The 23,154-nt window shown below is 73.9% G+C and carries 16 protein-coding genes; 4 read left to right on the top strand and 12 right to left on the bottom strand.

Features of this window, described 5'->3' with window-relative positions; genetic code table 11:
* Positions 1-10: 10 nt before the first annotated feature.
* Positions 11-775: an HAD family hydrolase gene (locus tag ACFV57_RS31695; RefSeq protein WP_385239268.1), complete on the bottom strand. Its 765-nt coding sequence runs from the start codon at positions 773-775 to the stop codon at positions 11-13.
* 349 nt (positions 776-1,124) lie between these two features.
* Here ACFV57_RS31695 and ACFV57_RS31690 point away from each other — a divergent pair, with 349 nt between their 5' ends.
* Positions 1,125-1,961: a TetR family transcriptional regulator gene (locus ACFV57_RS31690; RefSeq protein WP_385239266.1), complete on the top strand. Its 837-nt coding sequence runs from the start codon at positions 1,125-1,127 to the stop codon at positions 1,959-1,961.
* Positions 1,962-1,965: 4 nt separating this feature from the next.
* Here the strand turns inward: ACFV57_RS31690 and ACFV57_RS31685 are convergent, their stop codons facing one another.
* Complete coding sequence (locus ACFV57_RS31685; protein WP_385239264.1) at positions 1,966-2,358, bottom strand: hypothetical protein; 393 nt, start codon at positions 2,356-2,358, stop codon at positions 1,966-1,968.
* A gap of 250 nt (positions 2,359-2,608) precedes the next feature.
* Between ACFV57_RS31685 and ACFV57_RS31680 the strand changes: the two genes are divergently transcribed.
* A complete protein-coding gene (locus ACFV57_RS31680; RefSeq protein ID WP_385239262.1) occupies positions 2,609-3,205 on the top strand; it encodes a ScbR family autoregulator-binding transcription factor in 597 nt (198 codons plus the stop codon).
* 271 nt (positions 3,206-3,476) lie between these two features.
* Entirely contained in the window at positions 3,477-4,463 is a 987-nt protein-coding gene (locus tag ACFV57_RS31675) for a ScbA/BarX family gamma-butyrolactone biosynthesis protein (protein WP_385239260.1), read from the top strand.
* A gap of 99 nt (positions 4,464-4,562) precedes the next feature.
* Here the strand turns inward: ACFV57_RS31675 and ACFV57_RS31670 are convergent, their stop codons facing one another.
* Both ACFV57_RS31670 and ACFV57_RS31665 read right to left on the bottom strand, forming a co-directional pair.
* Positions 4,563-6,884: a bifunctional salicylyl-CoA 5-hydroxylase/oxidoreductase gene (locus tag ACFV57_RS31670; RefSeq protein WP_385239258.1), complete on the bottom strand. Its 2,322-nt coding sequence runs from the start codon at positions 6,882-6,884 to the stop codon at positions 4,563-4,565.
* Between the two features lie 2 nt (positions 6,885-6,886).
* A complete protein-coding gene (locus ACFV57_RS31665; RefSeq protein ID WP_385239256.1) occupies positions 6,887-7,714 on the bottom strand; it encodes an enoyl-CoA hydratase family protein in 828 nt (275 codons plus the stop codon).
* Positions 7,715-7,988: 274 nt separating this feature from the next.
* Here ACFV57_RS31665 and ACFV57_RS31660 point away from each other — a divergent pair, with 274 nt between their 5' ends.
* Positions 7,989-8,444 (top strand): ATP-binding protein, encoded by a 456-nt coding sequence (locus ACFV57_RS31660; RefSeq protein WP_385239254.1) that lies wholly within the window; start codon positions 7,989-7,991, stop codon positions 8,442-8,444.
* Here ACFV57_RS31660 and ACFV57_RS31655 read toward each other — a convergent pair.
* From ACFV57_RS31655 to ACFV57_RS31620, 8 genes are all read right to left on the bottom strand, one after another.
* Complete coding sequence (locus tag ACFV57_RS31655) at positions 8,413-9,906, bottom strand: amino acid permease (protein WP_385239252.1); 1,494 nt, start codon at positions 9,904-9,906, stop codon at positions 8,413-8,415. The genes ACFV57_RS31660 and ACFV57_RS31655 overlap by 32 nt on opposite strands.
* A 242-nt stretch (positions 9,907-10,148) precedes the next feature.
* Entirely contained in the window at positions 10,149-11,150 is a 1,002-nt protein-coding gene (gene argF / locus ACFV57_RS31650; RefSeq protein ID WP_385239250.1) for an ornithine carbamoyltransferase, read from the bottom strand.
* 142 nt (positions 11,151-11,292) lie between these two features.
* The gene (locus ACFV57_RS31645; RefSeq protein WP_385239248.1) at positions 11,293-12,516 is read right to left on the bottom strand and encodes an arginine deiminase; all 1,224 of its coding nucleotides are present in this window, start codon (positions 12,514-12,516) and stop codon (positions 11,293-11,295) included.
* 104 nt (positions 12,517-12,620) lie between these two features.
* Positions 12,621-14,672: a hypothetical protein gene (locus tag ACFV57_RS31640; RefSeq protein WP_385239246.1), complete on the bottom strand. Its 2,052-nt coding sequence runs from the start codon at positions 14,670-14,672 to the stop codon at positions 12,621-12,623.
* Entirely contained in the window at positions 14,669-15,754 is a 1,086-nt protein-coding gene (locus tag ACFV57_RS31635) for a hypothetical protein (RefSeq protein WP_385239244.1), read from the bottom strand. Before ACFV57_RS31635 ends, ACFV57_RS31640 begins: the two co-directional genes overlap by 4 nt.
* Positions 15,751-16,860 (bottom strand): hypothetical protein, encoded by a 1,110-nt coding sequence (locus tag ACFV57_RS31630; protein ID WP_385239242.1) that lies wholly within the window; start codon positions 16,858-16,860, stop codon positions 15,751-15,753. The genes ACFV57_RS31635 and ACFV57_RS31630 overlap by 4 nt, the downstream gene beginning before the upstream one ends.
* Before the next feature lie 9 nt (positions 16,861-16,869).
* A complete protein-coding gene (locus ACFV57_RS31625) occupies positions 16,870-19,581 on the bottom strand; it encodes a hypothetical protein (protein ID WP_385239240.1) in 2,712 nt (903 codons plus the stop codon).
* Positions 19,578-23,051, bottom strand: coding sequence for a tubulin-like doman-containing protein (locus ACFV57_RS31620; RefSeq protein ID WP_385239238.1), 3,474 nt, complete (start codon positions 23,049-23,051; stop codon positions 19,578-19,580). Before ACFV57_RS31620 ends, ACFV57_RS31625 begins: the two co-directional genes overlap by 4 nt.
* Positions 23,052-23,154 lie beyond the last annotated feature (103 nt).

The following is a 23,154-nucleotide window of genomic DNA, read 5'->3' as shown; positions in this document are numbered from 1 at the left end:
GCGCGCGCGGTCAGCGCCTCCTCTGGTGGCCCACGGCGGTGGCCATCGGCCGCGGCCGGGCGGCGGCGATGGTGGAGACGACGTCCTTGAACGAGCCGCACATACGGGTACCGGCGACCGCCGCCAACTCACCGAAGCTGCCCACCCCGTAGGTCACCGCGACCGGCTCCATGCGGGCGGTGACCGCCATCCGCATGTCACTGACCGTGTCGCCCACGTAGGCGCTCTCCCAGGGCGCCACGCCCAGGTCGGCGGCGGCCCGCAGCACCATCTCCGGGTGCGGCTTGCCGCGCCGGACCATGTCCTGGGTGACGACCGGGCCCAGCAGGTCGCGAATGCCCAGCACGTCGAGCAGGGCCTCGGCGCCGCGGGTGCCCTTCGAGGTCGCCACGGCCAGCTCGATGCCGTGGGCGCGCAGCGCGGACAGTCCGGCGGCCACCCCGGGGAACAGCAGCCGGGGCCCCTCGCGCAGCACCTCGTACGCGAACAGCTCGCGGTAGCGGCCGATGGCCGCCACCACGGCGTCGTGCTCCTCCGGCATGCCGAGCAGCTTGCCGAAGGCCGGGCCCGGCGGCTTGCCGATCGCGGCGGCGGCCTGCCGGGGCGTGACCGAACGGCCCTGTTCGGAGGCGACCTTGACCAGCAGTCTGCTGATGGCCGGCAGGGTGTTGGCGAGGGTTCCGTCGAGGTCGAAGACGGCCGCCTTGATGGTCTCACCGACCGCGGCCCGCACGGCGCTCCCGGGACGTGGCACGGCTCCCGCTGAATCACGCATTGCTCGACACCTTCCGATTTCCTGTGGGCCTTGTGCAGCTGTGGGTCCGGTCACCGTCCGTGACGGCGGTGCCGGACGCGGGAAGACGTGCCGGCGGCGCCCGTCCGGGAAGCGGCGGACGCGCCGTGGCACCGGTGTCCAAAAGTGGCGTACTGGCGCCGGAGCGGCGACTCAGGGAAGCGGGCTTCCCATGAATCGCCTTCGCCAGATTTAAAAACCGTCTGCGCTGTTTGTCAATGCACCCTGCGGCTCCCCACCCGGCGCCGGCCAACGATCCACGTCGCCGCGGGGAAGCCCGGACTGATGAGGCGTAAAGCAAACAGCAAACTCGCTCACCTCATCTGCACCAATGATGCTCTGGAATCACACAAGCCACTGGTCAATTCAACTTTCGAACCGCATGGTTGGTTTTGTATGTAGACTGCGCTGCGCTCACAGCCGGACTAGAGACAGGACGGACACTGTGCCGACGCAGCATCGAGCGATACAAAGCCGCCAAGCTCTCATCCGATCGGCCGCCGAGGCCTTCTCCGAGAAAGGCGTCCCCGCCTCGGGCATGGTCGACATCAGCCGACGCGCCCGGCTGAGCAAAGGAGCCCTCTACTTCCATTTCGCGTCCAAGGAAGACCTCACCCTGGCGGTACGCGACGAGGCCCTCGGCGCGGTGCGGGACCTGGAACACGAGCTGACCCGGGCCCCGCACCCGGCGGCCGCGGCCGTACGGGACTTCGCGATCGGGCTGCTCGGCCGGGTGGACGCCGACATCGTCGTACGGGCCGGGCTGCAACTGCGCCCGGAGACGGCGCCCGGCATCGCCGAACCGGATCTCCAGCAGCGCTGGTACGCCCTCTTCCTGGAAAAGGCCAGGGCCGACCGGGCGGACGGGAAGCCGCCGGCCGGCGACGACCCCCAACGCTCCGCGCAGCTGCTGGCCGCGGTCGTCGTCGGCCTGCTGCACCTCGGCCAGGAGGACCGGACGTGGTGGGACAAGGACGTCGTCACGGACATCTGGGAGCAGTTGCTGCCCGCGGACGCGGGCACCGCGGCCGATGACACGTGCGCCGGGCCGGGCGCGGAGAACGCGACGGCGACCGGGCACGAGACGGTCACGCCAGCCGGGCGCACGGCGGTGGCGGCGGCCGAGGAGATCGCGGCGGCCGGGCCGGTACCCGCGCAGGCCCGCTGACGGTTCACACCTCGACCGGCACCGCCCCGGTGTGACACCCCCGCGTCAGCTCGCACAGGGCCCGCGGCGCCCGGTCCAGTCCGCGCAACCGGGTATGAGGGAAGGTCAGCGAACCGTCCCGCAGCCCGCGCCCGAACTCCCCCATCCATTCGCGCGGCAGGTCCGAATGGTCGTACAGGGAAAGCCCCGCAACGTCACCCTGCGGGTCACCACGAGCGAGGAGCCCAGCTCGACCGGCGCCGCCACGCCCGCGCAGCTGCTCACCGCCCACGGTGTCCAGCAGGACGTCGATGCCGTCCGGCGCCGCGCGGCGCAGCTGTTCCTCGGCCGGTCCGGCGCCGCGCAGCACCACCTCGTCGTAGCCGAGCGTCTCCCGGAGGTGCGAAACCTTGCGCACGGACCCGGTGCCGCCGATGACGCGGGCCGCGCCCAGCCGACTGGCCGGCAGGCCCGCCGGGTCGGCGATCGGCGGTGCCCGGCAAACCCTGGTGGAGGGCTGCTGTCGGCCTGGTTTTCAATACCGCATGGTTGGCTTTTTTAAGGTTCCGAAAATAGACTGACAGACCGACCTCGTAAGGTTGCCCCCAAGTACAACACCCCCCAAGAGAGCATACGGAGGACGATCGGTGGTCAAGCAGGAACGCGCAGTGCGCACTCGACGTGCCGTCCTCGAAGCGGCGGCCCAGGTCATCGGCACACGCGGGTACGAAGCGGCCACGATGGCGGAGATCATCCAGCGGGCCGGCGTGACGAAGGGGGCCCTGTACTTCCACTTCGCCTCCAAGGACGCCCTCGCCAGAGCCGTCATCTCGGAACAGACCGATCCCTTCATTCCGCAGGTCAGCGACTCCCGGCTACAGGACGCCATCGACTTCACGCACCAGGTGGCGGTGGCACTGCGGGACAATCCGCTGCTCCAGGCCGGCACCCGCATCGCCGTCGAGACCACGTTCAGCGACGAGCCGCTCGTGCCGTACCAGGCCTGGATCGACATCGTCACGAAGATGTTCGCCGACGCCCGGGAGAACGGCGAACTGCTCCCGGCGATCGCGCCGGACCGGGCGGCGGAGTTCTTCGTCTCGGCCTACATGGGCGTACAGCTCTTCTCGCACGCCGCCTCCAACCGCCACGACCTGCCCGAACGGGTCACGGCGCTGTGGAAGCACATCCTGCCCGGCCTGGCCTCACCCGGCGCGCTGAGCCATCTCGATCCGCACGGCCGCTCGGTGAAGACCGCGGCCTGACCGCAACTGCCGTCGCCCGCGCGCACATTGCGTGCGTCCGGGGCGCCGTCGTACTCTCGGGCGCACCCCTCCGGGACAGGCGTGCCTGCCCACGCGGACAGTAACGGCGGGCTTTGTGCATCTCGTTCCTTTCTCCGAATTCTTCCCGCAAGAAAGCCCCGTGGAAGCACTAGAAAACAAACCATCCGGTTTGTATCTTAGTCCGCGTTGGTCCGCCACCGAGGCTCACGTTGTCCGAGCGAAGTGAGCCGCCACCAGGGAGGGAACCCGCATGGCCAGCGCCACGCTCACCGCGCCGCCCACCGCAGCAGGCCGTCGTCCGTTCACCGGAGGGGAGCGCACCGGCCTCTCGGACCTCCCGCCGCTGACGACGACCGTGCCCCGGCAGTATGTGCACCGGACTGCCGTGTCCGAGGTGTTCCTGACCGACTGGCGCCGCGCGGGGACCGATGGCTGGGTGGTGAGCGCGCAGTGGCCGCGGGCGCACAGTTTCTACGGCCCTGTCGACGGTCTGCACGACCCGGTGCTGCTGGTGGAGACGATGCGGCAGGCCAGCATTCTGCTCAGTCACGTGGCGCACGGTGTACCCCTCGACCACCCGATCATCTGGCAGGACCTGCACTACTCCCTGGTTCCCGAGGCCCTGCGCGTCACCGGCACGCCCGCCGAGATAGAACTGCACATCACCGACCACGACTTGGTGTACCGCGGCAAGCGCCTGGCCAGCGCGCGGCAGCTGTACCGCGTCCGGCGCGACGGCACCGAACTGGCCCGCGCCGAACTGAACTTCTCCTGCCACAGCCCCGCCGTCTACCGCCGCCTGCGCGGCAAGTACAGCGACCTCCAGCGGGCCAACGACCGCAAGCTGGACCTGGCGGAGCCGGTCGCACCGCGTCTGGTGGCGCGCGACCGCACCGGCGACGTGGTCCTCTCCCCCACCGGGCACGCCAACCGCTGGCAGCTGCGCGTGAACACCGCGCACCCGGTGCTCTTCGACCACCCGGTGGACCACGCCCCCGGCATGCTGATGGTGGAGGCCGCCCGGCAGGCCGCGCACGCCGCCGCGGGCCCCGGCTTCTCGCTGCCGGTCGACATGGCGTGCTCCTTCCACCGCTACGCCGAACTGGACGCCCCCTGCTGGGTCGAGGCGACCGTGGCCGGGCGCGACGGCCGGGACCACCTCCTCCTCGACGTGGACATCCGGCAGAACGGACAGTCCGTCTTCACCGCCCGCGCCGCAAGCCAGTCCATCCGCTGAACCGCCGCCCGGAAACAGGCCGCCCCCACGCGCCGCTCCGGGCCCCGCCGCTTCCCCCCGGGCCCCGCCGGGCGCCGTGACACGGGCCGCAAGGCCCCGTCACCCCAGCGTCAGGCGGGGCTTCGGCGCGTCCGTACGGCCGGTGGGCGGGATGCGGCTGCCCGCGCGGTACGGCAGCGGCCAGGGCGCGCCCGGTCCCGTGTAGCCCTGCTCGGCTGCCGCGTGCAGCGTCCAGTGCGGGTCGTACAGGTGCGGCCGGGCCAGTGCGCACAGGTCGGCGCGGCCCGCCAGCACCAGGGAGTTGACGTCGTCCCAGGACGAGACGGCGCCCACCGTGATCACCGGTACGCCCAGCCGGTTGCGGATGCGGTCGGCGAACGGGGCCTGGTAGGAGCGGCCGAACTCGGGCTGCTCGTCGGGCACGACCTGGCCGGTCGACACGTCGATGGCGGCGGCGCCGTGCGCGGCGAAGGCGCGGGCGATCTCCACCGAGTCCTCGGCGGTGGTGCCGCCCTCGGCCCAGTCGGTGGCGGAGATCCGGACCGTCATGGGCCGGCTGTCGGGCCAGACCTCGCGCACCGCGTCGAAGACCTCCAGCGGGAAGCGCAGCCGTGCGGCGAGGTCGCCGCCGTACGCGTCGGTGCGCCGGTTGGTGAGCGGGGAGAGGAAGCCGGAGAGCAGGTAGCCGTGGGCGCAGTGCAGTTCGAGGAGGTCGAACCCGGCCCGGGCGGCCGCCCGGGCGGAGTGCACGAACTCCCGTCGTACGTCGGCCAGTTCCGCCTCGATCAGGGCGTGCGGTATCTGGTTGACGCCGGGGCGGTACGGCAGTGCGGAGGCGGCGACGACCGGCCAGTTGCCGTCGGGCAGCGGCTGGTCGATGCCCTCCCACATGAGGCGGGTGGAGCCCTTGCGGCCGGAGTGGCCGAGCTGGACACCGATGGCGGTGCCGGGTGCCCGCGCGTGCACGAAGTCGGTGACGCGGCGCCAGGCCGCCTCGTGCTCCGGTGCGTACAGGCCCGTGCAGCCGGGGGTGATACGGCCTGCGCGGCTGACGCAGACCATCTCGGTCAGCACCAGCCCGGGGCCGCCGAGCGCGCGGGCGCCGAGGTGGACGAGGTGGAAGTCGCCGGGCGTGCCGTCGCCGTCGGCGGAGTACATGTCCATCGGGGAGACCACGACCCGGTTGCGCAGAGTCAGGCCGCCCAGCCGGAAGGGGGTGAACATGGGTGGGGTGCCGGCCGGGACGCCGGCCTCCTCCTCGACCGCCGCGACGAAGGCGGGATCGCGCAGCCGCAGGTTGTCGTGGGTGACCCGGCGGCTGCGGGTGAGCAGGTTGAAGGCGAAGCGGCGGGGCGGCTGGCCGGCGTACTCCGCCAGTTCCTCGAACCAGGCGAGGCTGGCGCGGGCAGCCCGCTGGGTGGAGGCGACGACGGGCCGCCGCTCGGCCTCGTACGCGGCCAGCGCGTCCGGGAGGTCCGGGTGCTCCGCCAGGCACGCGGCCAGCGCGAGGGCGTCCTCGACGGCCAGTTTGGTGCCGGAGCCGATGGAGAAGTGGGCGGTGTGCGCGGCGTCGCCGAGCAGCACCGTACGGCCGTGGGACCAGCGTTCGTTGACGACGGTACGGAACGCGGTCCAGGTGGAGTTGTTGCCCCGCAGGGGGCGCCCGCCCAGCGCGTCGGCGAAGGTCTTGGCGCACCAGTCGGCGTTCTCCCGCTCGTCGCCGCGGTCCAGGCCGGCCCGGCGCCAGACCTCCTCGCGCATCTCGACGATGACGGTGCTGGCGCCGTCCCCGGCCGCCGTATCGCCGTCCCGTGGGCCGGTGCCGGCGCGGGCGTACGGATAGCCGTGCAGTTGGACGATGCCGTGCTCGGTCTCGGCGATCTCGAAGCGGAACGCGTCGAAGGCGAAGTCCGCGGCGAGCCAGATGTAGCGGCAGCGGTGGGTGGTGACGCGCGGGCCGAAGACGTCGGCGTGCGCGGCCCGGGTGAGGCTGTGCACGCCGTCCGCCGCGATCACCAGGTCGTGCGTGGCCGCGAGTTCGGCGGCGGGCGGGGCCTGGGTGCGGAAGTTCAGCCGTACGCCGAGGGAGCGGCAGCGCTCGTGCAGGATGCGCAGCAGCGTACGGCGGCCGAGGGCGGCGAAGCCGTGCCCGCCGGACGTCAGGGTGCGTCCGCGGTGCACGATGTCGATGTCGTCCCAGCGGACGAACTCCCGCTGGAGCGCGCGGTACACCTGCGGGTCGGCGTGTTCGATGCCGCCCAGGGTCTCGTCGGAGAGGACGACGCCGAAGCCGAAGGTGTCGTCGGGGGCGTTGCGCTCCCAGACGGTGATGTCGCGGCCCGGGTCGAGGCGCTTGAGGAGGACGGCGGCATACAGGCCGCCCGGGCCGCCCCCGATGACGGCCACCCTGCGGGCGCCCACCCCTATTTCCCCTGCCACTTCGGGGGCCGCTTCTCGGTGAAGGCGGCGTGGAACTCGGCGTAGTCGGCGCTGTTCATCAGCAGGGCCTGGGTGGCGGCGTCCAGCTCGACGGCGGCGCCGAGCGACATGTCCAGCTCGGCGGTGAGCAGTGCCTTGGTCTGGGCGTGGGCGAGCGCGGGCCCTTCGGCGAGCCGCCGGGCGAGGATGTGTGCCGCCACGTCCGCACGGCCTTCCTCGGCCAGTTCGCCGATCAGACCGATGCGTTCGGCCTCGGGGGCGCGGACCGGTTCGCCGAGCATCAGCAGCCGGGTGGCGTGGCCGAGGCCGACCACGCGCGGCAGCAGGTACGCGGCGCCCATGTCGCCGCCGGAGAGGCCGACCTTGGTGAACAGGAAGGCGAAGCGGGCCGAGGGGTCGGCGACGCGGAAGTCGGCGGCCAGGGCGAGCACCGCGCCGGCGCCCGCCGCGACGCCGTGCACCGCGGCGATCACCGGGCACGGGCACTCCCGGATGGCCCGTACGACCTGGCCGGTCATCCGGTTGAAGTCCAGGAGCTGGGCGGTGTCCATGGCGAGGGTGGCGCCGATGATCTCCTCGACGTCGCCGCCGGAGCAGAAACCGCGGCCCTCGCCGCCGAGTACGAGGGCGCGCGCGGACCGCTCCCTGGAGAGTTCGGCGAGCAGGTCGCGCAGGTCGGCGTACGCCTCGAAGGTGAGCGCGTTGAGTTTGTCCGGGCGCGCGAGGGTGACGGTGACGATGCCGTCTTCCCTGGTCACGCGGATGTGCTGCCATGCGTCGGTGGTACGGGCGGAACCTGTGAACGGGCTCATCGGGCCACTGCCCCCTTCAGCCGGGCGGCTGGTGCGGACTCTCGATCGCGCTTCGAAGCTATCACCGTTGTGTGACTGTCGTCATGAGTGCGCGATAGCCGCCCGGTGCGGCGCCGTCCGGTTCCGGCCGAAGGTCACTTTCCCCCGCGGACCAAGGTCACCGGTCCTGCGGTCGCCCGTCCCTGACCGTTGTGAGGTCGACCTCATACGGTTGACGGATGCGATCCGGCCATCGGTGAACGGAAACAGTGCCTTGCCGCAACACTCCCCTTCGATGTCCTGGAGGACCGCGCTGCCGCACACCACGGCCGCGGTGCCCCTCGCCCGCGCCCTCGTCCGTACGGCCCTCGCGCAGGCGACCGCCCCGGACACCGCCGCACCCCGCCCTGCCCCCTCCGCCGGGGCCCCCGCCCCCGCGGACCGCGACACCGCCGAGCTGCTGACCGCGGAGCTGGTCGCCAACGCGGTCGAGCACACCCCCGGGTCCGCGCCCCTCGAACTGGTCGTGGAACTGCTGCCCGGCGGCTGCCAGGTGGAGGTCCACGACCACGACCCCGCACCGGTGGCGGGGCTGGACGCCCGCACGCCGGCCCAGTGCCCCGACCCGTCGGCCGAGCACGGCCGCGGGCTGCTGCTGGTCCGGACGCTCAGCTCGGCGGCCGGCTGCCGGACCACCGCACACGGCAAGGCCGTGTGGTTCACGCTCCCGCCGGCACCCCGGCATCCTTGACGCCGCTGTTGCCGCTGCCGTCGTCGCCGGACGCATCGCCGGGCTCCGTACCGTCCCGGCCCAGCCGCGAGTGCCGCCGCCCGTACAGCGCGTAGACGACCGCGCCGACCGCCAGGAATCCGGCGAACTGCAACCAGGTCGCCGGCCCCGTCCCGTAGATCAGATAGCCGCAGAACGCGATGCCGAGCACCGGGCTGAGCGGGAAGAGCGGCACCCGGAAGCGGCGGGGCAGGCCGGGGCGGGTGCGGCGCAGGACCATGACGCTGACGTTGACCACGGCCATCACGGCCAGCGTCCCGATGGTCGTCAGATTCATGACGACGTCCAGCGGCACCACGGCGGCCGGGACCGCGAAGACCACGGCGACGATCCAGGTGCCCGCCACCGGGGTGGAGGTCTTCGGCGAGATCCGTTCGAAGACCCGCGGCACGAGCCCGTCGCGGGACATCGACATCAGGATGCGGGTCTGCCCGTACATGACGGCCAGGACGACGGAGGCGATGGCGACGACCGCGCCGAAGGCGATGACGCCGCCGCCGACGGCGGAGTCGGTGACCTGGTTGACGACGAGGGAGAGCGCCGCGGGCTTGTCGCCCACCTCGTCGGCGGAGAGCGCGCCGATGGCACAGAGCGCGACCACGCAGTACAGGACGGTGACCAGACCGATGCAGATCATGATCGCGGTGGGGATGTTCCGGCGCGGGTTGTGCACCTCTTCGCCCGCCGTGGTGATCGCGTCGAAGCCGATGTAGGAGAAGAAGGCGACCGAGGCGCCGGAGGTGATGCCGGCGATGCCCTCCGGGGCGAACGGCGTGAGGTTGCCGTCCCGGAAGGCGGTGAACGCGATGGCGCAGAACAGGACCAGGACCGCCAGCTTGAGCACGGCCATCGCGGCGGTCGCGCGGGCGCTCTCGCGGATGCCGCGCACCAGCAGCACCGCGGCCAGCAGCAGCACCACGACGGCCGGGACGTTGACGATGCCGCCGTCGCCCGGCGGGCTGGACAGGGCGGCGGGCAGCTGCCAGCCGACGAGGCTGTTCAGCAGCTCGTTCAGGTACTGCCCCCAGCCGACCGCGACCGCCGAGACCGAGACGCCGTACTCCAGCAGCAGGCACCAGCCGACGAGGAACGCCGCGCGCTCGCCGAGCGTGGCGTACGCGTAGGAGTACGAGCTGCCGGAGACCGGGATGGCGCCGCCCAGCTCCGCGAACGAGAAGGCGGTGAAGACGCAGGTGACGGCGGCGAGCACGAAGGAGACGAGGACGGCGGTGCCGGACCGGGCGACGGTGTCGGACAGGCCGACGAAGATGCCGGTGCCGACGATGGCGCCGATGCCGAAGCACACGAGCTGGAAGAGCCCCATGGTGCGCTTGAGGCCGTGGCCTTCGAGGTCCGCGCCGGATTCGGCGACGAGGAGGTCGGGGGACTTGATGCGCAGTCCGGACGGACCTGACGGACTCATGGGGTGGTTCTCATCTCTGGTGGTGCGTGGTGCGTGGTGCGGTGCGCGCGGCGGGGTGGGCCGCGCACGGAGCGGGGTCCGGACCGGTCGGGTCCGGACCCCGGAAGCCGGTTCGATGGTAGTCCTTATGGCTGCATGATCGCCCATGGGGGCGTATAGCCATGCAATGCGGGCGTACGGGGCCGTGCCGCGCCGGGCCGCGCGGATACGGCGGCGGCCCGTCGGGCCACTGCGGCGGCCCGTCACGCCATGGTGGCGACCAGCACCGCCTTGATCGTGTGCAGCCGGTTCTCCGCCTCGTCGAAGACGACCGAGTGCGCGGATTCGAAGACCTCGTCCGTGACCTCCAGGGAGGTCAGGCCGTGCCGCTCGTGGATCTCCCGCCCCACGGCGGTGCCCAGGTCGTGGAAGGCGGGCAGGCAGTGCAGGAATTTCACGTCCGCCTTGCCGGTGGCGCGCAGCACGTCCATCGTGACGGCGTAACCGCCGAGCAGCGCGATCCGCTCGTCCCAGACCTCCTTCGGCTCGCCCATCGAGACCCACACGTCGGTCGCGACGAAGTCCGCGCCCCGCACCCCCTCGGCCACGTCCGCGGTGAGCGTGACGCGGGCGCCGCTGTGCGCGGCCAGCTCCTTGGCCCGGGTGACGACCTCCTCGTCCGGCCAGAGGTCCTCGGGCGCGACGATCCGGACGTCCATGCCGAGCAGCGCGCCGGTGATCAGGTAGGAGTTGCCCATGTTGTAGCGGGCGTCGCCGAGGTAGGCGAGGGCGATCTCCGTCAGCGGGCGTCCGGGCGCGTGCTCCTTGACCGTCAGCACGTCGGCGAGCATCTGGGTCGGGTGCCACGCGTCGGTCAGGCCGTTGAAGACCGGCACACCGGCGTACTCGGCCAGCTCCTCGACGGCGGCCTGGGAGCTGCCCCGGTACTCGATCGCGTCGAACATCCGGCCCAGGACCCGGGCGGTGTCCTTCACCGACTCCTTGTGCCCCATCTGCGACCCGGCCGGGTCGAGGTAGGTGGTGGAGGCGCCCTGGTCCGCCGCGGCGACCTCGAAGGCACAGCGGGTGCGGGTGGAGGTCTTCTCGAAGATCAGCGCGATGTTGCGGCCCCGCAGACGCGCGACCTCCTCGCCCGAGCGCTTGGCGGCCTTCAGCTCGGCCGCCAGATCGACGAGCCGGACGAACTCCTCCGCGCTGAAATCCAGCTCCTTGAGGAAGTGGCGGCCCTTGAGGTCTATCGCCATGGGTGGGCTCCTAGGTCGCGGCAGATCGGAACAATTGGAAGTGTATACGACCAACCGTATCCCTATGCAGGGTGGCCGCCGCCGACGGCTCCGTACGACGCCCCACCCCCGGCATTCTTCCCCTGCCGCGGGGGCTCCTCCCCTACACCGGGTCGCGTTCCACCGGGCAGCTCATGCAGCGCGGGCCGCCGCGGCCCCGCCCCAGCTCACTGCCCGGAATGGTAATGACCTCGATCCCGCGCCTGCGCAGGAAGGTGTTGGTGGTGACGTTGCGCTCGTACGCCACGACCACGCCCGGCTCGACGGCCAGCACGTTGCACCCGTCGTCCCACTGCTCGCGCTCGGCGGAGTGCACGTCCTGCGTCGCGGTCAGCACCCGGATGCCGTCCAGGCCCAGCGCCGCCGCCATGGCGCGGTGCATGTGCTCCGGCGGATGGTCGGTGACCTTCAGGTCCTGGTCGCCGGCGCCCGGCTCGATCGTGTACGAACGCAGCATCCCCAGCCCCGCGTACTGGGTGAACGTGGTGCCGTCGACCATCGTCATGACCGTGTCCAGGTGCATGAAGGCCCGCCGCTTGGGCATGTCCAGCGCCACGATGGTGCGCGCCGACCCGGCCGCGAACAGGCCGCGCGCCAGCATCTCGACGGCCTGCGGGGTGGTCCGCTCGCTCATCCCGATCAGTACGGCGCCATGGCCGAGCACCAGCACGTCGCCGCCCTCGATGGTCGACGGGTAGGCCGCCTGCCCCTCGGACCAGACGTTGAAGCCGCCGCTCCGGAACAGCTTGTGGTGCCGGTAGATCGCCTCGTAGTGCACGGTCTCGCGCTGCCGGGCCGGCCAGCGCATGGCGTTGACCGACACCCCGTCGTACACCCACGCCGAGGTGTCCCGGGTGAACAGGTGGTTGGGCAGCGGGCGCAGCACGAAGTCGTCGAGGTCCATCACGTGGAAGCGCACCGAGGTCGGCTCCGGGTGCGCCGCCAGGTACTCCCGCTTGGTCATCCCGCCGACCAGCGCCTCCACCAGCTCGGGGACGGGCAGCGCGTCGAAGACGGCCCGCAGGTGGTCGGTGGCCAGCGGCCCGTACTCCTTCTCGTGGAAGACCCGGTCCAGCACGAGCGACCGGGCCTCGGGGACCTGGAGGGTCTCCGCCAGCAGATCCCCGAACAGGTGCACCGCGACGCCCCGGTCCCGCAGGATGTCCGCGAACGCGTCGTGCTCGGCGCGCGCCCGGCGCACCCACAGCACGTCGTCGAAGAGCAGGGCGTCCTTGTTGGACGGGGTGAGTCGCTTCAGCTCCAGATCGGGGCGGTGCAGGATGACGCGGCGCAGCCGCCCGGCCTCGGAGTCGACATGGAATCCCATCCCCCCATCTTGGCCGCTCGGGGCCCGCGGCGGAGGACCGCGGACGGCCCGCGACACGGGGTTTCCGCTTCCGGTAGGGCGGCGTACGGCACCGGCGGCCGCTCCTAGGACCCCGCCGCGAGGATGACGACGATCAGGATCACGGGGACGGCTATCAGCATGAGGAGCGCGGTGACCCAGAGCCGTCCGGCCGGTTCCTCGGAGCGGCGCGGCGCGGCGTCCGGGGGACGGCTGTCGCGGGAGCGGCGGCCTGCGGGGCGGAGCCCGAACCAGGGACCGGGCCGGGGCCCGCGTCCGCCGGGCCGGCCGGCGGCCCGGTGGCCCGGCGGCTCCTCTTCCGCCGCCGGCCGCGTCGCGACGCCGAACAGCGCCTTCCAGCCCGCGTCACCGAAGCCGGTGGGCCGGCCGCTGTCGATCAGCTGCCACAGCATCGCGCGGCCCCGCCCCGCGTGAGCGTGCCACAGGTCCGGCAGGGCCTGCCGCAACAGGCCGGGCACGCTGCCCTGGCCGGCGTACGGGAGCACCAGCTCCTCGTAGAGGTGTACGGCGGTCCGTATCCGCGTCCGGCCGTCCGGTCCGGTGACCGGGTCCTCGTCGCGGTGTCCGTCGTCCAGGCCGAGGAACAGGTGGGCCAGGAGGAGGCGCTCGCAGACCGTCCGGGCGTCGGGGACGGAGCGGTGGGGGGCGCGGAGCGTCAGTACGCGGGCCAGGCGCTCGGCCCCGGCCGCGGGGAGGCCCTTCTCCAGCACCTCCAGGAGTACGGCGTCCGAGCTGTGGCGCAGGTAGTCGTCGGCGGCGTCGCCGTTGCGGTGCAGCGCCTCGCGCAGCTCGCGGGCGTTCACGTCGCGGGCGAATCCCGTACCGGCCCTGACGGCCTGCGAGGCGGGCGGCGCGGACCGAGCGGGGTACGCCTGCCGGTCCGGGCCCAGGTCCCGGTCCGGTGTCCGCCGGCGCGACGGCTGTTCCTGGTCCTGTCGCATGTTGTCGAACACCTGCTGGTCGTACGCCTGGTCGCCGTACCCCGGCTGGTCGTACCGCTCGTCCCGGGCCCGCTCGTCTCCGGCCCGCTCCGCCCGGACCCGTTCGTCCCGGGCCCGCTCTTCTCCGGCCCGTTCGTCTCCGGCCCGTTCGTACAGCGGCTCGCGCGGTGCCTCGCGCGGCTCGCCCGCCCGGTCTTTGCGGGACCGGCGGTGGCTCCGGCCGAACAGCTCCAGTGCCTCGTTCACCAGGCGCACCCGTTCGTCGAGGCTCGCCTGTTCGAGGAAGCGCGCCCGGCTCAGCGCGTCGCGGATCGCGCGCAGTGCCGCCTCGTCGGAGCGGTGTTCCATGTAGTGCTCGACCAGGCGCAGGGCGGCCTCCCCGGCCAGGTCGCCGTGGTCCGGCAGACCGTCGTCCGGCCCGCCGCCGGGCGCGCCGGGCCCCGGGCGGGCCGGGTCCAGGCGGGTCAGCTGCTGGTCCCGCGTGGCCGACACGGGCCACCGCGGCACGAACACGTAGTGGAACCGCCCGCTGTCCCGGGTGTCGTGGGTGGCGAAGGACCAGCCGGGCAGCGCGGGGCCGGCCAGGTTCCGCAGCCCCCACAGGACGTGCACCGGCGCGGCGCCGCCCGTACGGTCCAGGACGGAGAGCCGCTGCCGCGGCTGGCGCAGGCGCCCGGCGAGCACCGCCGTCAGCTCGCCGGTGAAGCGCCCGGCCCGCTCGGTGAGCACGGGTGCCTCGCGCTCGGCGGCCTCCCGCAGCGCCTTGGCCGGTACGCACTCCAGGGAGCGCCCCTCGACCTCCCGCAGGTTGACGTCGCTGCCCTCCCAGCTCCAGGCGTGCAGGGCCAGGCAGCGGCGGGGCGTCAGCACGGACGCGCTGCCCAGCAGCGCGTGGGAACAGGTGCTGGGGCGGCCGCCGCGGTCCTGGTCGGGGATACGGCGGATCAGCAGCACCGACCGCTCCCGCCCCGGCTCCCCGGGCAGTTCCACCCGGGCCAGGCTCTCCCGCGCGTCGTCGCCGGGCACGCGCAGCAGCGGGGCGACGCTGCGGTAGATGGGCTTCAGCCCGTCCGGGTTGCCCGACCAGGCGACCGGCCCCACGCCCGCGCCGCCGACGGCGTGGTCCGCGTCCCAGCGGAAGACGATCTGGTGCACCGGCGCGTCCGTCCCGCTCACAGTCCCACCTCCTGGGGATCGGCTCCCGGCAGGAGCCCGCACATCGCGAAGACCGACAGCAGCGGGGAGAGCACCCGCCGCGGCCGTACTCCCTGGGGGAAGCCGCCCGCGTCCTCCTGGCCGCCGGTGGCCGACGCGAAGTGCAGGGTGCACCGCGCGCAGTCGCCGAAGGGCTTGAGCCAGGCGGGCCCGCCGTGGTGACGCAGGAAGGCGTACACGTCGCGGCTCTCGGCACGCAGTGCCCGCGCCGTCGGCCGGGCGCTCTCGGGGGCGGTCAGCCAGCGCGCCACCGCCGGTTCGAAGCGGATCAGATCGCTCTTGCCCACCACGATCGCGGCCGCCGCGTCCACGTAGGGGTCATCGCCCCGCGCCCGGTCCAGCACGGTGCCGAACGAGCGGTCGCCGAGGTCGTCGGCGCGCTGCTTGGTGCGTTCGCGTACCGCGTCCAGATACGGCAGCGGCAGGGCGCGCAGCGGGTCGACGACGAAGATGAACGCGCTGACGGCGGCGAGGAACCGGGTGACCCGGCCGGTACGTTCCAGATCCTCGCCCGACAGATCGAAGAAGACCACCGGCCGCGTCGTGCCGCCGCGGCTGATCAGCAGCCCGTCGGCGAACTCGGCGAAGTCGGTCTGCTCGGTGTGCGCCAGCATCTCGCCGGCCCGCAGCTTCATCACCCGGTCGTCGAGGTAGGAACGGTGCGACTCGGTGTGCAGCGGTGTGGCCTTGAGGCCGTGCGCTTCCAGCGCGCCGCGCTCCACCTCGCCGATCATCGAGGCGAGCAGGTGGGTCTTGCCGGCGCGGGAGCTGCCGACCAGGGCCACCGTGAGCGGTTCGCCGTTGGTGAGGTAGGGCGCGGGCAGGTAGTGCTCGGGCATCCCCGCCGTGTTGCCGCAGACCTGGAACGCCTCGCGCAGGGCGTCCTGGCGGCGCAGCGGATTGTGCTCGTCCGTCAGGTCCAGGCGGACGAAGGTGCTGGTCTCGTCGCGTACGTACAGCCGGTCCTCGTCGAAGGCGATCGGGTCGAGGCAGTACGGGCACACCACCGGCCGGGGGCCGGGCGGCATCGGGTACGTGCTCACCGGCGCCCTCCCGTGCCCGTGCGGCCCGCGCCGAACAGGGAGCGCAGCCCGCGGCCCGGCGCCCGGCCGGGCGCGGACTCCGCCGCCGGGTCGTCGTCCAATCCCAACTCCGTTCTCTTGCGCGCCAGTTCCTCGTCGAAGGCGCGGCGTCCGGGCTCCAGGGGGTCGGCGGGCAGCGGGCGCCCCTGGAGCGGGTCCTGCCGGTTGAGCATCCGCAGCACCTCGACGGGCTGGTTGCGCTCCTCCGCCCTGGGCGCGTAGGCGGTGGACAGCACGCCGAGCGCGGGCAGCCGCGCCAGGTCGCGCGGCGGCCCGTCCGGGTCTCCTTCGCGGCCGGTGACCAGGTGGTACATCACCTGGGCCACGCTCCACAGGTCGTCGCGCGGGTCCGCGGTGCCGTGCCCGGCGCGCTGCTCCGGTGAAGCCCAGGGCGCCTCGCCCAGCGCCTCGCGGGGGTGTCCGGCGCGGGTCGCGAGGCAGGGCTCGGGCAGCCGGACGTGGCGGCCGTCCCACCGCACGGTCTGCGGGGTCAGCCCACGGTGCACCACGCCGACCGCCTCCAGCAGCCGGACGGCCAGGACCAGTTCACTGCGGATGCGCTCCTGTTCCCTGACCGGGGCGCGGCCCGCGAGCGCCGCCAGCGGGCGTCCGCGGGCGGGTTCGTAGAAGACGAACGGCTCCCGTACGTCCAGGTGGTAGCCGCCGAACCGGGCGAACAGCTGGTGGTACGGGGCGTCGCCGAACGCCCGGCGCACCGCGAGGCCGACCCCCACCTCCGCCTCCAGCCGGTCGCGGGCCCGGTGGTCGCCGCGCGCGGTGTGCGCGAGGCGGTACTGCATCACCCGCCAGTCGTCGCCCAGCGTCACCGGCCTGGCCTTCAGCCCCGGCCGCTGCTGTCCGGGAGGCAGCTCGCCCCAGTAGGCCGCCAGCAGCCGGGCGGGCGCGCCCTCGTCGGTGAAGAAGGCCAGCTCGGCACGGTCGCGTGCCGGGCGGCCCCCGTTGTGCGCCCCGGCGGGCCCGGGCGCGCGGTCCTCGGGCGCGGCACCGTCGCCCGGCGTGCGCTCAGATGTCCGTACGGTGTTCCGCCGGTCCGCCCACTCGTCCATGACGTCCCCTCATTCGTTCGCGTTCGCGGGCAGTTCCGGCCCGGTGGTGTCGCCGCCGCGCAACCGGACCGTGCGCACCGATCCGGTGCGCAGCGGCAGCAGCCGGAAGACGCCCGCGTACCGGCCGGCGGGGGTCCACACCATGTCGTCGGCGCCCCGGCCGTCGGCGGACAGCGGGTCCTCGCCGTGCCGGGCCACGTCCGGGGCGAAGCGCACCCCGCGGCCCGCGTGCCGGTCGCGGGAGAGCAGCCGGCGGTGTTCGGCGGCGCAGAGCGGGACCGTGCCGGTGCCGTCGCCGTGCGCCTGGAGGATGCGGGTGACCCGGTCGGGCGCCAGGCCGAGCAGGACGGCCGGGTCGGGCCGGGAGGCGGGGTCCCGGGCGAACGCGGGCGCGGCGGCGACGCCGTCCCGGGCCAGCCGGGCGGTCTCGTCGTCGATCAGCGCCCGCACCTCCCGGTCGACGGGGAGCGCGGTGGCCGCGCCGGGGTCGCGTTCGATGGCGCCCCAGTACGGGTCGAGGAGTTCGGCGATGCCGTCGGCGAGGTCGCCGACGAGGGTGGCGACCAGCTCGGACCCGCCGTCGCCCACTTCGCGCTCCAGCCAGGGGACGGGCACGTCGTCGGGCGGCGGCGCGGACACGGCCGAAGCGGGGGCCGGGGCCTCGGCGGGGCCGCTGTCCGCCGGCTGCCGGGGAGGCGGCACCGGGTCGGCGAGCGGGTCCTGCCAGGCGGCGGAGCCGGTGTCCGATCCGCCGTCGGGCTCCGGTTCGCGGTCCCATTCGTCCCAGTCGTCCCAGCCCTGGGCCGTGGCGCCGTCGTACCGGGGGTCGGTGTCGAAGGAGTCGTACGAGGCCGGCGTCGCGGAGTGCCGCTCGTACGACGGCGGGCCGAACCAGTCGTCCTCCAACAGGTCGTCGGAGGGCGGCCCTTCGCCCCCCGCCCCGTGCCGGCCGCCCCACGCTCCGGCCGCCGTACCCCCGTCGCGCGCGGCCGCCGGAACCGGGTCACGGCCTTCCGCCGCGGCTGCCGCGCGCCGGATCATCCCGGCCACCGCCCGTGCCCCGTCGGCGCAGTACAGGCGGGCGTCCGCCAGCAGCCAGTCGTGGACGACGGCGTCCGCCAGCAGCCCGTCGAGGGAGTGCAGCACATCGCGCCCTTCGGGGCCGCCGCCCGCCGCCCACCAGGTGTCCAGGGCCTCGGTCCAGCGGCGTACCGCCAGCAGCGGCAGCACGATCAGCGCCACCAGCAGGGTGCTCAGCCCGAGCCACGCGGGCACCGCGAGCGCCTGGCCCAGCGCGATACCGGCGCCCGCGCCCAGCAGCCCGGCGCACAGCTGCGCCAGGGCGCCCGACTGCCCGCCGCCGTCGAGGTGTCCGTCCCCGGTGCGTCCCGGGCGGCGGGCCAGCGCGAGCGTGGTCAGCGCGGCGGCGGCCAGCGCCGCCAGCGGCCCCAGCGCCCAGCCGGGCCCGGGCCACAGCCCCGCCGCCGCGGCGACTGCGCAGCCGCCGGCCAGCTCCCCGTACGCCGCGCCCCGCACCTCGAACGGCCGGGGCCCGGCCAGGAGCCGCGGCAGGTCGGGCGGGCACAGCTCGTCGAGCCGGCCGAGGCGGGCCGCGCTGCCGGTGGGCGTGGCCAGGTCGGAGAGCGCGCTGAGCCGGGCCGCGGTCGAGCGCAGCGGCAGCCGGCGCGCCAGCAGGCCCTGGGCGTAGCCGCGCAGGCCGGGGCCGATCCGGTCGCGGGCGGCCTCCGGCACCCGGGGCAGATCGATGCCGTGTTCGTGCAGGCGGCGGCGCTGCTCCGGGGGCAGGCCGACGCCGTCGCCGTCGCGGAGGGTCTCGGCGACGGTCTCGCGGTAGGCGGCCAGCTCCGCCGCCGCGGCGTCCAGGCTCTCGGCGAGGTCGACGTCCCCGGCGGCGCCGCGCACCAGGCCGCCCGCGCCGCGCTGCCGCTCGTACGCCTCCTCGGCCTCCGCGAGCGCCAAGTCGCAGGCCCGGGAACGCTCGTCGGCCTCGCCGCCCGCCCGCCGCCACTCCGCGCGTTCCACGCTCCGGGGCATTCCGGCGCCGACCAGCGGCGCGAGCTCGGCGGGCACCCCGCCCGCCTCCGGATCGGTGACGGCGATCCGGCCGCCGGGGTCGTCCTGGCCGACCAGGTCGGTCAGCGCCTGCCGCCAGACCCGGGCGCGGGCGGTGTGCGAGAGGTCGTGCTCCAGGACGCGCAGGGCGGGCACCGCCACGCCGTCGGGAAGCCGGGACACCGCGTGCAGGACGGCGTCGAACACGGCGGGTGCCGCCAGGATTTCGAGGAGGGGGCGCAGCGCGCCCTCGTCCGCGTCCGCGGTGGGGCCGGCCGCCATGCCGCAGTGGGGGTCGAGAATCCACAGCACGCCGACGGCGGGCGGGCGCAGCGGTGAGGGCCGGTCCAGGGCCCAGGGGGTCGGCGCGGGCGGCACCGTGACGCCGTCCCCCGCTTCCGCGGGCGGGGCGCCGACCGCGACGCACAGCGCGTGGCCGGGTCCGTAGGCGAGGACCTGTTCGTAGGTCCGCTGGTGGCGGGCGAGGCCGGTGGCGGTGTCCACGAGCAGGAAGCGTTCGGCCTCCTGGGCGGGGGCGCCGGCGAGCGCGGCGCGGACGGCGCGGTGCAGCCCGTCCGCGCCGTCCAGGGCGGCGTGGTCGCCCCGCAGGTCGAGGGTGACGACCGGAGCGGTGGTACGGGCGCTCACAGCAGGTCATCCTCCCTCGGCTCCTCGTCCCACGGGTCGGCCCATCGTTCGCGCCCGGAGTCGTCCGCCGGGCGGTCCGGGCCGCCGGGCTCGGTCCGCTGCTCGTACGGGCCCGTCGTCTGGCGGGGCACCGGCCCGCGCGGGTCCGGTTCGCGAGGATCGGCCCCGTGCGGGTCGGCCCCGTGCGGCTCCGGTCCGCGTGCGTCCGCTCCGTGCGGGGCCGTTCCGTACGGGTCGGGTTCGTGCGGCTCGGGTTCGTACGGCCGGGTCCGCCGGGTCCGCGGTTCCCCGGCCGGGTCGTATCCGTTGGCCTTGCGCAGCCGTGCCGGGTCGCCGCCGGGCTCCCGCAGCTGCGCCTGCGCCAGGGCGCGCAGCGAGGGCCGGTTGGCCCGCAGGCCCCTGGGGAAGCGCAGGTCCAGCGCGCCGTCCAGGGTCGTGGTCCAGAAGTGGCGCAGCGGCTCGATCCACTCCTGGTCGTCCTCGTCCAGGTCCCGGGCGCGCTGCCGCAGCCGGGCGGCCTCCGCCGGGGCCACCTCGCGCAGGAAGGTCCAGAACAACGGGTCCGGTTGCGCCGGCGTGGTGCTCAGCCCCACCGGCAGGGCCTCCATCAGCACCGAGCAGAAGTCCTTGACCGCCGACCCGGCGTCCAGCAGCGCCCAGCGCTCGTACGCCCGCAGCAGGTCGGACCAGCTGGAGACGTCCCGGTCGTACGGCTGGAGGGCGAGCGTCATGGTGGCCGAGTCGCCGCCGCGCAGCCGGAAGCAGACGCTCTGCGGGGAGAGCGGGTCGCCGACGGCCTCGACGTGCCCGTTCCACATCGCGCACAGCATGTGCTTGAGCACCCGCTGCCGGTCGCTCTCCGTGCTGGCCAGCCAGGCGTCGCGGTAGCCGGTGCGCTGGCGCCACTGGAGGTGGTCCTCGCGGCCCTCCCGTTCCCTGGCCCGGCCCCACAGGCGCAGCACCTGGCGCACCTCGGAGATGTCGGTCAGGCTCATCTCGCTGCGGAACAGTACGACGGTGATGGACTCGGTGACCACGGCGCGGAACTCGGGCGGCAGCCGGTTCTCGTCGCGCGGCAGCAGCAGCGACTGTTCCAGGAAGCGGTCCACGCTGCCCTTGGCCTTGGTCTGCGGGCGGACGATGAGCGTCTTGAGCTTTCCGGTGCCGTCCGGGGTGAAGCCGGCCGGCAGCAGCCCGGCGAGCTGGGAGCGGAACTGGTCGAGCCACTTCTCGTCGACCGCCTCGACGGACTCCTCGTCCCCGGACGCCGCGGCGAGCAGGTCGCCGAGGGAGGGCAGCAGCGGCCGCTCCTGGTGGACGCCCGCCTCCCCGAACAGCTTCTTGATCCGGGCCTCCAGGACCTGCTTGACCTCCTTGACGGCGGCGCGCGGCGAGCGCTGGACGGCCTCCAGGGCGTGTTCCCAGTGCTGCGGCTCGACGATGCGGGTGAGCAGCGCCGCCTCGTCCTGGTTGTCCGCGATGCCCTCGCGCTGGAGGAGGCGGGTCAGCACGTCGTCGTAGAAGGCGTCGAGGGTGTTCTGCGGCGGGAGCAGGTACGACACGCCCGTGCGGTCCTCGCGGTACAGCTCGCGGCGCCGCTCGCGGAACAGGCCGTTCTCCTCCTCCTCGTGGTCGCGGAAGGCCCGTACGAGCGCGGACAGTTCCTTCATGGACCGGTCGGCGAGCGGGCGCCAGCGGGGCTCCTGCTCCTTCCACCGGGCGTGCCACACCCGGCAGGCCGCCCAGCGGTACCAGGCCTCCTGCTCCTGGAGCGCGGCCTCCACCTCGGGGTCGCCCCAGCGCGCGGGCACCACGCCGCCCATCCGGCGGCCGATGCGCGGCACCTGCGGCGGGTTGGTGTCCACCCCTTCGGGGCGCTGCGGGCGGTTGCGCCGGTTGTCGAGCATCCCGGAGAAGCCCGCCTGCGCGACCCGGTCGCGGTCGCCCGGGTTGCCGGTGAACACCCGCTCCAGCCGGAACGGGTCGTGCTGCTTGAGCAGGGTGAGCAGCCCCCGGCGCGGGTTGAAGCGCTCGGCGAGCTCCACCGAGCGGCGGTCGAGCTGCCGGTCGAGCGTGGCGAGCTGGTCCTCCATGTCGCCGACCCGGTCGCGCAGTGCCTGGCTGATGGCCCTGGAGCCCTTGGGCAACGGGTCGGGCGCCTGCACCTCGCGCGCGTCGCGGGCCCACACGTCCTCGATGCCGGACTCCTTGAACGCCTCGGCGACCAGGGCGCGGTGGTCCTCGCCGCCCTGGCGGGCCCGGTCCACCAGGCCCCGTACGGCGCAGGCGAGCATCCGGGCGGCGACGATCTCGGCGAGTTCGTCGACCGGGACGGTCATGGACGCGGCGAGGCTGGTGGACATGCCCTGCAGGCCGATGCCGGTGGCGGCGGCGGCCGACCGGCTGGTGCCGCGGTTGACGAAGCTGGCGGCGAAGGACTGGTAGGCGTCGTCGGCCCGGCCGCGGGTGTTCTCCTCGCCCAGGTCCGTGCCGATCAGCGAGGTCACCATGGCGGTGATGGAGCGGCGCAGATCCTCGGGGCGCATACCGGCGGTACGGCTGAAGAGGAACGCCGTCTGGACGGTGGAGGTGCGCAGGCTGACCGGCACCATCTCCGGGTACTTCACGCTCAGCGAGCCGCGCTGCTCCACGTCGCCGAGGTCGGCGGTGGCGTCCGCCGCGTTCTGGTCGTCGATCAGGTGCGAGAGGTCGACCAGGGCGCGGGCGGCGTTCAGTTCGGCCTCCCGGCCGCCGCCGGACTCGGCGGGGAACGCCGAGGGCATCACGACCAGCGGATAGATCTTCGCGCCGGGCAGGTTCACCGAGTGGAAGGCGTGCCCGAGCAGGTGGAGGAAGTCGTAGAAGATGCCGGCGCCGGTGCCGCCCGCGACGGAGAACGCCACGAACACGTCGTAGCCGCGGATCTGCCCGCCGCCCAGCTCCTGGAGGTCGCCCGCCGACTTGCTGAGCGCGTCGATCGCCGAGCGCAGCGGGCCGAGCACCTGGTCGGGCCCGTTGCGCATGGTGGCGAACAGCGCGGCCCGGCCGACGGTGGGCAGCTGCCCGGCGCCGGTGTGCAGCGGGGAGACCCGGGGTTCGTCGATCCGCGGTGGCAGCCAGCCGGCGGTCTCCTCGTGCTGGGCGATGCGCAGCATCCGGGTCATCTCGGGCGAGTTGTCGTAGGTGGGCAGCAGGTTGTGCACGGCCCGGGAGGTACGGGCGAACGCCGCCGCCTCGGGGCCGCGGGCGCTCAGGTGCGGCAGCCGGTCCAGTTCGGACTCGCTGAAGTCCGCGTAGACGAACTGCAGGCAGTCCGGCAGCTGGAAGGGAACCCGTTGCTTGCCGCGGCCGACCAGGTCGGTACCGTCCGGGCCGCACAGTTCGCGGCGCAGGTTCCGCTCCAGTTCGGCGCCGATGCGGGCGCCGGTGCCGCCCAGCCCCACGAACAGCATGGGCTGGTAGATCTTCATGGTGTCGCTCCCCTCGTCCGCCCGTCGCGGGCGGCCTGTGCTGCGAGATGTGGTGCTGCCGGTGGTCCGGGCGGCCGGCCGCCCGGACCACCGGCAGCACCAC

This window comes from Streptomyces sp. NPDC059788, assembly GCF_042732265.1.
GTDB lineage: Bacteria > Actinomycetota > Actinomycetes > Streptomycetales > Streptomycetaceae > Streptomyces.
The sequence above is the reverse complement of the archived record's forward strand: the minus strand, read 5'-3'. Positions and strand labels throughout refer to the sequence as shown.

Excerpts from the sequence above, each read along its gene's own strand:
- ACFV57_RS31660 (WP_385239254.1), top strand. The coding sequence starts at position 7,989 with ATGTCCTGGAGGACCGCGCTGCCGCACACCACGGCCGCGGTGCCCCTC.
- ACFV57_RS31695 (WP_385239268.1), bottom strand. The coding sequence starts at position 775 with ATGCGTGATTCAGCGGGAGCCGTGCCACGTCCCGGGAGCGCCGTGCGG.
- ACFV57_RS31655 (WP_385239252.1), bottom strand. The coding sequence starts at position 9,906 with ATGAGTCCGTCAGGTCCGTCCGGACTGCGCATCAAGTCCCCCGACCTC.
- ACFV57_RS31675 (WP_385239260.1), top strand. The coding sequence starts at position 3,477 with ATGGCCAGCGCCACGCTCACCGCGCCGCCCACCGCAGCAGGCCGTCGT.
- ACFV57_RS31630 (WP_385239242.1), bottom strand. The coding sequence starts at position 16,860 with ATGGACGAGTGGGCGGACCGGCGGAACACCGTACGGACATCTGAGCGC.
- ACFV57_RS31645 (WP_385239248.1), bottom strand. The coding sequence starts at position 12,516 with ATGGGATTCCATGTCGACTCCGAGGCCGGGCGGCTGCGCCGCGTCATC.
- ACFV57_RS31665 (WP_385239256.1), bottom strand. The coding sequence starts at position 7,714 with ATGAGCCCGTTCACAGGTTCCGCCCGTACCACCGACGCATGGCAGCAC.
- argF (WP_385239250.1), bottom strand. The coding sequence starts at position 11,150 with ATGGCGATAGACCTCAAGGGCCGCCACTTCCTCAAGGAGCTGGATTTC.
- ACFV57_RS31690 (WP_385239266.1), top strand. The coding sequence starts at position 1,125 with ATGATGCTCTGGAATCACACAAGCCACTGGTCAATTCAACTTTCGAAC.
- ACFV57_RS31620 (WP_385239238.1), bottom strand. The coding sequence starts at position 23,051 with ATGAAGATCTACCAGCCCATGCTGTTCGTGGGGCTGGGCGGCACCGGC.